The organism is Spirosoma utsteinense, from assembly GCF_014282275.1.
In the GTDB taxonomy this organism is placed as follows: domain Bacteria; phylum Bacteroidota; class Bacteroidia; order Cytophagales; family Spirosomataceae; genus Spirosoma; species Spirosoma utsteinense.
Map to the genome: position 1 here is coordinate 186,823 of NZ_VFIA01000001.1, position 13,726 is coordinate 200,548.

Below are 13,726 nucleotides of genomic sequence, written 5' to 3' on the forward strand. Positions count from 1 at the left end.
CCTTTGCCGGACTTTGTCTGCTACGCACCGATGCGCGCTAACAGGACCGGTTTAGCCGGTCAGTCACACTATGGATCAGGTAAAATGGGGTATTATCGGTTGCGGAGACGTCACCGAAGTGAAGAGTGGACCCGCTTTCAGTAAGGTACCAAATTCAACACTGGTGGCGGTTATGCGGAGAGACGCCGTAAAGGCCGCCGACTATGCCCGGAGACACCAGGTTAGCACCTGGTATGATGATGCCGACGCCCTGATCAACGACCCGGCTGTGAACGCCATCTACATTGCTACGCCCCCCGGTAGCCATGCTGAGTATGCCATCCGGGCGATGCGGGCGGGCAAACCCGTTTATGTGGAGAAGCCTATGGCGCTGAACGCGGCTGAGTGTGAAGCCATGAACCAGGTAAGTCGGGAAACGGGCGTGCCCCTGTTCGTGGCTTTTTATCGCCGGGCTCTAGCGTACTTTTCGGCCGTGAAAGAGCTGATCGATCAGCAAGTCATTGGCAACATCCGATACGTTCGCGTTGTACTGAACTGGCAGCCGGATGACCGGGAAGTGGGTAGCCAACCCGGCTGGCGGGTATCGCCTGAGATTTCGGGGGGTGGGCTTCTTCACGATCTGGCATCCCACCAGTTCGATTTTCTGGAATTTGCACTTGGTCCAATCAAGACCGCCAGCGGTATTGCCCGGAACCAGGCGGGGCTCTATCAGGCCGACGACATGGTTGTGGCGAATTTCGAATTCGAGTCCGGTGTCCTGGGAACCGGTAGCTGGTGCTTTACCGTGAATAAAGAGCAACGGATCGAAGAGACGCAGTTGATCGGTTCCAAAGGGAAAATCACGTTTTCGTTCTTCGAAAATTTTTTGATCCGGGTAGAAACGGAAACGGGTTCAGAAGAATACACTATTCCCTTCCCGGCGCATGTTCAACAGCCGTTGATTGAGCAGATCGTGAATGAACTACGGGGTAATGGGAAATGCCCCAGCACTGGCGAAACCGGCGCACGGGCCAGTGCTATTCTGGATCAGATAACGGCGCGGTAACTGCGTTTATAGCTGGACCCTTCGTCGAGACGATCGATACCAGTAGCCTACCGCAACCAGCCAGCCGACCACCCCCCACGCCAGTAGCGGCCAGCCGAACATGATGGCCAGTAAACCGCCGATGAAACCCCAGAAAATGGCTATTTGCCAGCGGTCGGGGTTGATACTGCGGCTGTAGCCCAGACTGTGCAACAGCATAATCCAGCCCCAGCCCGTCAGCCATAAACCAATGAGGTAGTAAACGGGAACGCTGATGGGGCCGTTGTGTAGCACGATGAGAAGTTCGGGAAACCAGATCAGGCCATAGATGAGTGCGTATTGTCCGAAACGCCGGGCTACCGACAGGGGCAGATTGGCCAGTAGCAGCAGGTAGCGTTGCTCGAACTGATGGAGTTGACGGCCCACCTGCGAATGGGTGATGATGGCTAACATCAGCCCAATGAGTAATAGTCGCTGGTCGTAATCGTCTGTCGGGTACAGTCGGCAGATACCAACCAGTATGCCGCAGGAAATAAGCTTGGTAAATACCAGCGACAGCGGTTCGTGACGCAGCCAGTAGGTTGGGAAAAACAGCTCATAAGGCAGACGAAACCGCAGGCTGGGGAGCCTGACCGTATCGGGAGCGGGTCGCAGCAGCCGGTAGTCGACAGCCAGCACACTGCCAATAAGCAGACAAAGCACGGCCAGTATAATGAACAAGAGCGATGCCCAGGATTGGTAATGAACAGCCCGTGCCAGCATCCAGGCCGCATAGCCAATTATGGGCAATAGCAGTTGGGTGAACAGCACGAACCAGTAGAAACAGCGCCTGCGGATGGGCACAAGCCGAAATGTTTGCAAGAACAGGTGTTCGGGAATGGCCAGTTGCCCGCGGATAAAGCTGACGGTTCTGGCGGTGTACAGTACCCATGCCAGCGCGAACAGGATCAACAGGAAAAATGAACCCAGCGCCGACGCAATCAGCGCTTCATGATCCATAGGGCGCATAAACCCAAATGCGAAATAAAACACAAGCCCGAACGTGCCGGCGTTGCGGATGTAAAAAGGCAGAACGAGGACCCGGTAGAGGACGGTCAGCATACGGGTATCAGGGTAGGGGGGTGATGATGCCGTCGCCCACCTGCCAGGAACCCGTCAGGGTAAGCCCCGTCAGGCTAACGTCCTGGTGGGAGGTGAGCATAAACGATACCTCCTGCTCATCCCGTAGTTTCCGTATCAGGTCGAAGAGACGGGCAGCAGTAGCTACATCCAGCGTCGTAAGTGGTTCATCCAGCAGTACCAGCCGGGGTTTGCCGAGCAGCGCCAGCAGCAGCGACAGCTTTTTGAGCATACCGCTCGAAAACGTACCGGTTGGCTGCGTCCAGAACGTCGAGACGCCGAGAATTTCGGCCAGTGTATCGACCTGACCCGCTGGGGCTAGCTTGGCCCGGCCAACAAAACCGGCCAGGTCGCGGGCGGTCAGAAAATCAGGGTAGAGGGGTTCAGCTTCGGCGTAGTTGACCCGCATCCGATAGGCCACCGGATCACGGCTGATCTCATACCGATCATCGAGTGTGATCTGACCCGCAAACGGCAGCAGGCCCGCCACCGTCCGGAAAAATGTGGTTTTCCCGGAACCGTTACCTCCCTGAAAGTAGTGGATGCCCGGTGATAGTAACAGAGCGGGTACGGTCAGGACCGTCCGTCCGCTGTAAGCTTTAGTGAGGTTAGCAACGGTAAGCAAAAGGAGGGTGATTACAAAGGAACAAACATAGCCATAGTTTCAGCAGGATCGCCTGGAATAGCCGGGTTGGCAACCAGCAACGGTTTGTTTACCATTTCACACTTACCCGAGCCCCCGCAATACCATTCCGCAGCGGTGCCGCATTGTAGTATCGATTTCCCAACGCGTTCAGGTCATACCCCAGCGAGTAGGTCCGGTTGAGGAGGTTGTCGCCACTGGCGTAGAGGTCGAGCAGCCAGTGCTTGCCCAGTGACCGCCGAAATCCGAGCGTCGCCTGCAACAACTGGATAGGGGCCGACTGGATGGTGTTGGCATCGTTGAGCGGGAAGGGATTCAGGAACTGGTAGGTTACGTGAGCATACAGGCCAACACGGGTTTCAGCATCCAGCCCCGTTACGTAGGTAGCGGGGGCCACCCCCGGCAGCCGCTTGTTCGACAGATCGGCAGTGCCCTGCTGATAGTCGCGGAAGCGGTAGTTGGTCAACGTCAGGCTATTCCAGAAACGAAGCAGGGAAACCAGGGAGGGTTGCGCTGAAAGAGATGACGGAGAAAGCAGGTCATAGGATAGCTGCGCTTCCAACCCCCGCTGGTTGGTGCGGCCTGCGTTGACAAAGAACTCGGCTCCGGCTGCGTCAGACCGCCGGACGATGGTTTCGCGCAGCTGAAACTGATAGGCCGTTATGTCGAACCGGAGTCGGCTTCGCAGCGCCGACCCTCGCAGCCCCACCTCATAGTTTGTGCCGCGTTCAGGATTGAGGGTGTTGTTGAAGCCCCCCGCCGATGGCCGGATCTCCTGACTCGATGGCGCTGAATAACCGGTGCTGATGCTGGCAAACCCCGACACATTTTGTCCGAACGTACGTAATAGCGCTACTCTTGGTAACCAGACAGGCGTGAAATTCCGGGTAAGTATCTGGGCGGGTTGCGCGTTGAGGGCGCGCGTTGGAAAACGCTGGAAACCATACCGGACGTCGTTGCGGCTCAGGCCCGCCGTTAGCCGGAAGTGAGCCGGTAACTGGGTTTCGGCCTGCACGAAAAGGGTCGACTGACGAGCGGTTAGTTCCTCGTCGGTCTGGATCGTATCGGCAACACCGCGCCGGTTCCCGAAGTTGCGGTCAACGGTGAAGTTGCGGAGCAGTTCGGCACCCACCGTGAACGTCGTTGGGAGCGGCCCGTTTGGCAACCGGATCTGTGTAATCGTACGTCCACCTATACCCTGGTCGGCCCGCTTCTCGTAGTTGGTGATAAATGGATTGGCAAAGTCAGTAGTGGAGCCGTAGAGAACGGTGGTATTCTGAATCCGGTCATTCCAGCGGTACTCATGCGAGAGGCCGAGGTAACCAAGTTTTTGATAGATGCCCGCCTGTTGCTCGGCACTGCCGGGCAGCGTACGGGTAGCGGGTCGTGAGGCTCGCGGATCGGCCTGATACTGGGCTTCCGTCAGACCGCCGGGTGTCTGGTAGTGCAGGTCGGAGTAAAGGCCCAGCACCGAGATGGTCCGTTTTTCAGTGACACCAAACGAACCGATCAGGCTTACGTTATCCCGCACCAGGGCGCTTTGATCGCGATAGCCGTCCGATCGCAGGTGGTTGTAGTTGATGGCAATGGCCGAATTGTTCTTTCCGGTCTGAACCGCTACCCCGTTGCCTAACAGTCCGTAACTACCAGCCAACCCTGACACCTCTACATTCGTTTGATTAGCAGGAACCGATAAGCCGCTGAAGAGGATCGTTCCACCCGTTCCTGCCCCATACAGGCTTCCGGACGGGCCTTTGATCACTTCGATACGCCCCAATGCCCGTACATCGAGCGCGTTGAGCGGGGTATTGCCGCCGGCGTCGGTGAGGGGAAGTTCATTCCAGTAGGCCTTGACATTACGTACCCCAAAAGGCGACCGAATGGCACTACCCCGGATAGCGAGCCGGTAGCTGCCCGGCGACCGTTCATCGGCCCGGACACCCGGTAGCGTATTGAGAGCGGGTACAAGTGTGGGCGTACCAAACCGCTGATTCAGGTCCCGGCGTGTTAGTAAACCAATAGAGGCCGGGGTTTCCAGCAGGCGTCGATTGGTAGCATAGCCCCGTACGACAACTTCGTTGAGCTGAAGCGTATCGTCGAGCGACGAAGCTGTAGGTGAAGTCGACTGAGCAAACGAGACCGTTGAGCAAAGAGAGAAAATGAGTAGACTAATTCGCACAGACGTATAGTTAAAAACTGGTCAAAGATACGGTAGCCTGACTCAAAAATAGAAGGTGAGATCCCGATCAATTTTTCAAACCATACCGTCAGTCGGCAGGTAATTAAATATACGCTACTACGTAGCTGAACATGTTTTTCATCATTCATCTATGACTAACGCAAGTAACGATTTACACGGTAATGCGCCCGACTCCGCTCCGGTGGCGCTCCTCATCATTGACATGATCAATGACCTTGAATTTCCGGAGGGACCAGACTTTTTCGCCCCTACACTCGATGCCGCAGAGCGGATTGCCGACCTGAAACGGCGCGCCAAATCTCTCGACATTCCGGTTATTTATGCCAACGATAATTTTGGTCGATGGAGATCCGATTTCAACGAGGTACTTGAGCATTGTTTAAACGACGGGGTACGGGGGCAACCCCTGGCCGAGCGGCTCCGTCCTGATGCCGATGATTACTGGGTACTGAAACCTAAAAGTTCGGCTTTTTTTGCGACGACCCTGGAAACGCTGCTGAATTACCTGAATGCCAAAACATTAATAATCACAGGTATCAGCGCTGATGCGTGTGTATTGTTCACGGCTAATGACGCTTACGTGCGGGACTATAACCTATATATACCACAGGACTGTGTAGTTGCTGCCCTGCCAACCTATACGAAAGACGCGCTGGCCTATATGAAACGGGTTCTGAAAGCAAACACAACCCCGTCAACTGATCTCAATCTGGATGAATTACTGGAAAATAGCCAACCAGTATCGGAGCACTTCCAGAAAAGTTGATTCATTGAAAGAGTACAACTGTATATAGAATAATATGTAACTCTATTTCTGGATAATTTTCTTTCCGGTTAATAATTAGCTATAATTTTATGAATAAATAAAATATTAGTATTGTAAATTGTCTTTTTGAGCACATTTTTGGCTCTGCTATCTGGCTATAGCTGATTACAGTTTCTGTGTTAGCTTGCTGCCCTGGTAGCTCCGTTTATTAATCGATGGACGGATAACAAGACGATTTCCTCAACTAGTTTTTATGCGTAAACAATTACGAAAATGGAGTGCCTTTGCGTTGATTGCGCCATTTCTGCTCTGTCAGCCAAGAATCGGCAATGCCCAGAATCCGATAAAAGAAGCTGCCAGAGCGGCAAAAGTCTCACCTGATCTGCTCGCCGTCCAGACCAATAACGGTGCGCCAACACCCTTACCCGTCCGGGGACTACAGGTGCAGAACCTCGCCATCCTGACGGGTAATACCGTGGCCATCGAAGCGGTGTCGATAGAGGAGAACAGCCAGGCGTTGTTAGAGAGTCTTCGAAGGCTGGGCTTACTGAACGGTGTATCTGTCAAGCGAATGGTATCGGGTTACTTACCCATTGACAAGATCGACGAGTTAAAAGAGGTGCCCGGCCTGAAGTTTGCGCGGCCTGCCTACCAGCCGCAACACAATGCCGGGTCGGTAACGTCACAGGGTGATAAGGCAATGCGGGCCGATGTGGCCCGTCAGACATATGGCGTAACGGGCGTCGGTTCTAAAATTGGTATTATCTCCGATTCATACGATAAACTTGGTGGAGCAGCTGCGGGCGTAAGATCGGGCGATTTGCCATCGGGGGTTGAGGTGCTCCTGGATTACCTACAGCCCGATGCCTCCGATGAAGGCCGTGCCATGGCTGAGCTGGTCCATGACGTGGCCCCTGGTGCCGCGATTGCCTTTCATACAGCTCAGGGTGGACAAGCCGTTTTTGCCAAAGCGATCAGAGACCTGGCAGCGGCTGGCTGCAACATCATTGTAGACGACATTATCTACTTTGCTGAGCCATTTTTTCAGGATGGAATTGTGGCGCAGGCAGCCGACGAAGTGGTAACAATGCACAATGCCACTTTCTTCTCGGCCGCCGGTAACCAGGCCCGGTCATCGTATCAGGCTGGATTCAAAGACTCAGGTATAAACATTCCTAACTATGGTCAGGCCCATGACTTCGGGGGTGGCGATATCCGGCAGCGTATAACCCTGCCCGCTGGTGGAACTATTCGTCTGGCCTTTCAGTGGGACGATTCGTTCTTCTCAGCCAGTGGGGTCGGTGCCCGGTCAGACCTGGATGTGCTTGTATACTCAACGGAGGGCGCGCTGATCAACGGCTCGTTTGGTGATAACATGCTTGGCGATCCCTTTGAGATCATCAGCCTGAGTAACTCCTCCAATGGGCCTATTTCCGTCGATATTGTTATTGTTAAGTTTGCCGGTCCGGACCCGGGTCTGGTCAAATGGATCAACTTCGGAAGCCAGAACATTGCTATTGAGTACGATACAAAAAGCTCGACCTCATACGGGCACGCCAACGCGTCCCGCGCCATCAGCGTTGCTGCGGCTCCGTACTTCTATACAAAAGCGTTCAACGGGAATCTGGAGACGGCCATTGTCGAAGACTTTTCGTCGGCAGGCGGCACACCCACACTGTTCACCACGACCGGTGAGCGCATCAATGGGGCCGTAGGTATTACCCGTCAAAAACCGGATATCACGTCTGTCGACGGTGGTAATACGACCTTTTTTTACCCCGGTCAGGATGCCGAGTCAGATGGTTTCCCCAACTTCTTCGGCACATCGGCGGCCGCCCCGCATGCTGCAGCGGTAGCGGCTCTTATGCAGCAAAAGGCTACTAACGGATTGGCACCGAGTAGTATAGCAACGGCTCTGAAAACAACGGCGATGGATATGGACGATCCGCTTACCCCGGATTTCGATAGCGGGTTCGACTACCGGACCGGCTATGGGTTCATCCAGGCTGACCGGGCCATTCAGGCCACTATTCAGCCGCTGGCGCTGGTACAGCCCATGTATACCTGTGCAACGGGGCAGCTTACGTTTCAGACTACCGGGGGCGATGGTTCGCCAGTCGAATACCGGAGTGTGGGAATTACCGACTGGACCTTACAGCCGGTGCAGTTTATAGATGCGCCGGTGAGGGCCGATAAAAATTCGACAACGGTGTATTTGCAGGCACGTCAGCACGGATTCGAGGCTACGACCTATGCGTTCAATTTCCGGGCCTACTGTGAGGGTAGTAACGGTAACCAGCCACCGATACTCGATAATCCCATCGGAACTCAATTGGCTCAGCGGGATACGTACTTCGCGTTTCAGCTTCCAGGTAATACCTTCTCCGACCCTGATAACGATCCACTCACTTATTCGGCAACGGGTCTGCCCACTGGACTGACTTTCGACGCGGTAAACCGACGGATCGAGGGCATACCTACCCAGGCGGGTACGTTTCCGATAACGATTACCGCAGTGGACGCTGGGGGGCTATCGGCGCAGGTCATGTTTACACTCCTTGTTTCGCCAACCGGCAGTACGCAGCCGCTGGCCCTGATCGCTCCCTTGTATGACTGCTCAACGGGGGCCATTACGTTTCGCACCGTAGAGGGTGACGGCACGCCTATAACGTATACGGCCATCGGTGTACAGCGGAATGCCCCAACAGAAGCATCGGGTATGGTAGAAGCCGAGTTGCGGGGCGACCCCAAACCGATTGTGATCTCGGCAACGCAGAGCGGAGTAACCGTTAGCTACACCTTCGATTTTGCTGCTTTCTGTAGAGGAGAGGGCGCTCCCACACCCCCTGTTACCGGAACGCTCGCTTTGCTTGCTCCGACCTACGATTGCGCCAGCGGCCAATTTTCTTTTCAGGTAACAGGCGTCAAGGCAGGTAAAACGGTCGAATACTATTCGGTACCGGGTATCACCGACTGGTCTGTTAACCCCACCCATCAGTTCAACAATGACCTTCGGACTGCGGGTGATGTGAAGCCATTCACGCTGCGGGCCCGTTATACAGGCGAACCGGGCTCGGAGGTGACGCTGGAATGGATTCGCCCCCTGCCGTGCTTACCCAATGCCCGTCTGGCAACCGAAGAGATACACCGTGGCTTGCAGGTAATGGTACTTGGCAACCCGGCCCGGGATGAGCAGGTTGAGATCAATGTGCTGGGTGCCACCGGGAAGTCGCTACAGGTACGGGTTAGTAATAGCCGGGGTGAGCCGATCAGTGAACAAACCGTTGAAACGACCGGAACGGCGTTGCGCCGTTATATTTCACTAGGACGTTCGCCTGGTATTTATTTGCTACAGGTTAATGATGGTGCAGCGCACAGGACGGTGAAGATTGTTCGCCAGTGAAAGTATACAGCCCTGCCAGTGGTCTGAAAGACCCTGGTAGTGGCTCGGCGGCAAGTTGGCCGGCACTAACAAAAAGATGATCTTCCTGGTCTGAAAGACCCTGGTAGTGGCTCGGCTAATCCTGCTTTGTTCTCAGCCACTACCAGGGTCTTTCAGACCACTGGCAGGGCTACTGCAATTACGATAACTTCGTAATCACTTTACTATACTTCTCCCGCCAGTGTTTCCAGCGCCTGTGTGACCAGAGCCAGTCGGATGGGTGATTTCGAATGGTTTCTTCCAGTAGGTCGCGGTATCGCTCCAGAATAGCGCCGGGTGGCACAGCCTCGTAGGGTGGCTCAGCGATCAGTGTAAACGTTGCTTCATAATAACCCCGCCGTAACCGAACCAATTGTAGGTAGAACACGGCGAATTTCCGACTGCGGGCCAGTCGTTCGGTACCAGGCGTAAAGGGGGTATTGCGGTGCAGAAAGGTAGTCCAGTAAGCGTGTTCGGGCACATCGGGCATTTGATCGGCCACCAGTGCAATGATGCGGGGTACATCTTTTCGGGCGACCAACTGGCGGGGCAAATTTCTCATCGAGGTGGGTACTGCGCCGAAGCTTGACCGTACCGTTCGCATCATCTCTTCGAAGAACGCATTGTTCAGGGGCTTATAGACACTGTCGACAGGCATGCTATTGAGTACCGATGCCGACGGTATCCATTCCCAGTTGCCCTGGTGAGAAGCCATACCGATAACTGTCTGACCAGCCCGCAGCCGGCTCTGTACCAACTCGGCATTGGTGAACCGGACCCGCCGGCGTAACTCATCGGGCGAAAGTGCGGGCATTTTTATCGTTTCAACGATGAGGTCGGTCAGGTTGCGGTAAAACCCCCGGGCAACTGCCTGTATTTCAGCGTCTGACTTTTCGGGAAACGATAATTTCATGTTCTCCAGTACCACTTTCCGGCGATACCGGATACCGTACAGCAACAAATAGTACAAGAAATCGGAAAAGAGGTAGAGCACACCAAGTGGTAATCGGGACAACAAACGAAAAAAGATCATTCGGCAAGTGGGGCGTATCGTGGAATAAAACGATTGTTTTACCCGATGGATACCTGAAATTAAAAATTTATAAAATCTGTAGGAGGTATTGATTTTTTACCTTACTTGTGAACAGATACGATTGTTATTATTGGAAAAGTACCAACTAAAGCCTTACCCGGCCGAATTGTTAATCGACCTGCATTACTTGCCCTGTCTGGATTATATGTCGGGGTTCATGCAGTTTGAGCGGGTGTGGCTTGAAGCAAACGAGCATTACCAGAAGCAAAGTTACAGAAATAGGTGCTATGTCCTGACGGCAAATAAAGTAGACGTGTTAACGGTACCGGTCATACAGGGAACGCACCACCGTCCCATTCGCGATCTCAGGATCGATACCGGGCAGCCCTGGCAACAGCATCACTGGCGGTGCTTACAGGCAGCTTACCGTAAGGCGCCGTTTTACGAACACTACGCACCCGAGTTTGAACCGGTTTATGGGAAGACCTGGTCGTATCTGTTCGATTTGAACTATGAACTGCTGACAATTTGTCTGAGACTGGTAGGGGTGAAGACGCCCGTTGACCTGACAGAATGGTATGAGAAAAGCCCGGATGCCGGTCGATTTGACGCCCGGTCGATGGTGAATCCGCGAAACGGTCCGGAATCGTATGTATTCCATCAGGCGGTATCTTACCAACAGAACTTTGGCCCCGATTTTGTACCGAATCTAAGTATAATCGATTTGTTGTTCTGCCAGGGACCGGCTGCGAAACAAGTTTTAAACCAACAGGTCGTTACTAGTTCAAGCTTGGGTTTGGCCAGTTAGCACTTAGTTGAGGGCCGTAAAATCAACCCTGGCATAGAGTGAACAAATCACGTTAACGCTGCGTTAAACCAGTATTACGCTTACCTAAGGAGACCCAAAGCGAATGGAAGCAAAATTCTCAAACCGCGTTAAGGAAGTTATCTCGCTGAGCCGGGAAGAAGCCTTGCGCTTAGGCCACGACTACATCGGAACGGAGCACCTGCTGCTCGGCATGATCCGTGAGGGCGAGGGTGTAGCGGTCGGGCTGTTAAAAAAACTCGGTATATCACTTGATGAACTCCGGGTCACTATTGAACAGGCCACGAAAGGAACGGCTACCAATAATGTGAAAAACCTGGCGAATATTCCGCTGACCCGTCAGTCGGAAAAAACGCTCAAGATCACGTATCTGGAAGCCAAGATATTCAAAAGCCCGCTTATCGGGACCGAGCACCTGCTGCTGTCGATTCTGCGCGATGAAGACAATGTCGCCACGCAGATTCTAAACAAATTTAATGTCAACTACGAAGTCATTAAGGAGATGCTGGAATATCAATCAACGGGAAGTCGCCCGACGATGGCGAGCGAGACCGACGATGACGATAATGACCGGGGTATGTTCGGTGGCAGCGGCAGCGCTGGTGCTGGAAAGGATACCAAAGGGTCTGAAAAGTCAAGGACACCGGTACTCGACAATTTCGGTCGGGATCTAACCAAATTTGCCGAAATCGGCAAACTCGATCCCATCGTGGGTCGGGAGAAAGAGATCGAACGGGTGGCCCAGATTCTGAGCCGCCGGAAGAAAAACAACCCAATTCTTATTGGTGAGCCGGGCGTTGGTAAAACGGCCATTGCCGAAGGACTGGCGTTGCGGATCGTTCAGAAGAAAGTATCGCGGGTGTTGTTCGGCAAACGCGTCGTTACGCTGGACCTTGCCTCTCTCGTAGCTGGTACCAAATACCGGGGCCAGTTTGAAGAGCGAATGAAGGCGGTCATGAACGAACTGGAGAAATCACCGGAGGTGATCCTGTTCATCGATGAGCTGCACACGATTGTTGGAGCAGGCGGTGCCTCAGGTTCGCTCGATGCCTCGAACATGTTCAAACCAGCGCTGGCACGGGGTGACATTCAATGTATCGGTGCTACCACGCTGGATGAGTACCGTCAGTACATCGAGAAAGATGGCGCGCTGGCCCGTCGTTTCCAGATGGTCATGGTTGACGCCACGTCTATCGATGAGACGATCGAAATCCTGAACAATATCAAAGACAAGTACGAAGAACACCACCACGTCAATTACACGCAGGAGGCTATCGAAGCCGCTGTGAAGTTGTCGGAACGGTATATTTCGGACCGGTTCCTGCCTGACAAAGCTATCGATGTGATGGATGAAGTGGGTGCCCGGGTTCACATATCGAACATCACGGTGCCCGAAGATATCCTGAAGCTCGAAGAGCAAATAGAGAATATCAAGAAGGAGAAAAATCAGGTTGTCAAGAGTCAGAAGTACGAAGAGGCTGCTCAACTCCGCGATAAGGAGAAGCGTTTGATCGACCAGCTCGATCGGGCCAAGCAGGCTTGGGAAGAGGATACCAAGAAGCGTCGTTACACGGTTAACGAAGAAAGTGTAGCCGAAGTCGTAGCAATGATGACGGGTATTCCGGTCACCAGCGTATCGAATGACGAAGGCAAGAAACTCGTCAACATGGGCGAGGAGCTGAAGGGGAAAGTAATAGGACAGGCGACGGCTATTGAGAAACTGGTGAAAGCCATTCAACGGACGCGCGTCGGTCTGAAAGATCCCAAGAAACCAATTGGTTCTTTCATCTTCCTCGGGCCAACGGGTGTTGGTAAAACGGAGCTGGCAAAAGTACTGGCTACATACCTCTTCGATAAAGATGACGCACTGGTTCGGATCGATATGTCGGAGTACATGGAGAAATTCAGCGTTAGCCGTTTAGTTGGCGCTCCTCCGGGCTATGTTGGTTACGAAGAAGGTGGTCAGTTGACTGAGAAAATACGTCGCAAGCCGTACAGTGTTGTCCTGCTTGACGAAATCGAGAAAGCCCACCCGGATGTATTCAACATCCTGTTGCAGGTGCTTGACGATGGTATTCTGACTGACGGATTGGGTCGCCGGGTCGATTTCCGGAACACGATCATCATCATGACGTCGAACATTGGGGTGCGTGACCTTAAAGATTTCGGTGCTGGTATTGGTTTTGCCACCAAGAAAACGGAGAACCAGGATGACTTGATGAAGAGCACTATTCAAAGTGCACTGCGGAAAGCGTTCTCGCCGGAATTCCTTAACCGTCTCGACGATGTGATTGTGTTTAACTCGCTGTTGCGTGAAGACATCCACAAAATCATTGACCTGATGCTGGGCAAACTGCTGGGCCGTGTGACCAACCTGGGCTATCATGTCGAACTGACGGAGAAGGCGAAAGACTTCCTGGCCGAAAAAGGATATGATCCTCAGTACGGTGCCCGTCCATTGAGCCGCGCCATCCAGCGTTATCTTGAAGACCCCGTTGCGGAAGAAATTCTGAAAGGGGAGCTGAAGGAAGGCGATGTGATCCAGGCCGACTACAGTGGCGAAGGTGAACTACTGACGATCACCGTCAAAAAGCCCGAAACAGTAGCTGAATAAGCAATTACAGGGTTACAGGCAACTGCCACCCAGATGATAAATAAGAAAGGCCGGACGGAAACGTTCGGCCTTTCTTGCTT

At 53.5% G+C, this 13,726-nt stretch carries 9 protein-coding genes; 5 read left to right on the forward strand and 4 right to left on the reverse strand.

From position 1 onward, the window contains the following. Positions 1–70: 70 nt before the first annotated feature. Positions 71–1,045 carry a Gfo/Idh/MocA family protein gene (locus tag FH603_RS00720; protein WP_186735028.1) on the forward strand — a complete coding sequence of 325 codons (975 nt, stop codon included), beginning with the start codon at positions 71–73 and terminating at the stop codon, positions 1,043–1,045. Positions 1,046–1,051: 6 nt separating this feature from the next. On the opposite strand, the gene FH603_RS00725 is transcribed toward FH603_RS00720, so the two are convergent. The 3 genes from FH603_RS00725 to FH603_RS00735 all read right to left on the reverse strand — a co-directional run bounded on the left by FH603_RS00725 (position 1,052) and on the right by FH603_RS00735 (position 4,965). After that, the gene (locus tag FH603_RS00725; RefSeq protein WP_186735030.1) at positions 1,052–2,125 is read right to left on the reverse strand and encodes a hypothetical protein; all 1,074 of its coding nucleotides are present in this window, start codon (positions 2,123–2,125) and stop codon (positions 1,052–1,054) included. Positions 2,126–2,132: 7 nt separating this feature from the next. Next, complete coding sequence (locus tag FH603_RS00730; RefSeq protein ID WP_186735032.1) at positions 2,133–2,768, reverse strand: ABC transporter ATP-binding protein; 636 nt, start codon at positions 2,766–2,768, stop codon at positions 2,133–2,135. 88 nt (positions 2,769–2,856) lie between these two features. Beyond that, complete coding sequence (locus tag FH603_RS00735; RefSeq protein ID WP_342355203.1) at positions 2,857–4,965, reverse strand: TonB-dependent receptor; 2,109 nt, start codon at positions 4,963–4,965, stop codon at positions 2,857–2,859. Between the two features lie 151 nt (positions 4,966–5,116). Between FH603_RS00735 and FH603_RS00740 the strand changes: the two genes are divergently transcribed. Further along, positions 5,117–5,752 (forward strand): cysteine hydrolase family protein, encoded by a 636-nt coding sequence (locus FH603_RS00740; protein WP_186735034.1) that lies wholly within the window; start codon positions 5,117–5,119, stop codon positions 5,750–5,752. 253 nt (positions 5,753–6,005) lie between these two features. Continuing rightward, positions 6,006–9,155: a putative Ig domain-containing protein gene (locus FH603_RS28875; protein ID WP_186735037.1), complete on the forward strand. Its 3,150-nt coding sequence runs from the start codon at positions 6,006–6,008 to the stop codon at positions 9,153–9,155. A 178-nt stretch (positions 9,156–9,333) separates the two neighbouring features. Here FH603_RS28875 and FH603_RS00750 read toward each other — a convergent pair whose 3' ends face one another. Next, the gene (locus FH603_RS00750) at positions 9,334–10,206 is read right to left on the reverse strand and encodes a lysophospholipid acyltransferase family protein (protein ID WP_186735039.1); all 873 of its coding nucleotides are present in this window, start codon (positions 10,204–10,206) and stop codon (positions 9,334–9,336) included. A gap of 130 nt (positions 10,207–10,336) precedes the next feature. Here FH603_RS00750 and FH603_RS00755 point away from each other — a divergent pair, with 130 nt between their 5' ends. Both FH603_RS00755 and FH603_RS00760 read left to right on the forward strand, forming a co-directional pair. Further along, entirely contained in the window at positions 10,337–11,014 is a 678-nt protein-coding gene (locus FH603_RS00755; RefSeq protein ID WP_186735041.1) for a WbqC family protein, read from the forward strand. A 103-nt stretch (positions 11,015–11,117) separates the two neighbouring features. Continuing rightward, entirely contained in the window at positions 11,118–13,646 is a 2,529-nt protein-coding gene (locus FH603_RS00760) for an ATP-dependent Clp protease ATP-binding subunit (protein WP_186735043.1), read from the forward strand. Positions 13,647–13,726: the final 80 nt, after the last annotated feature.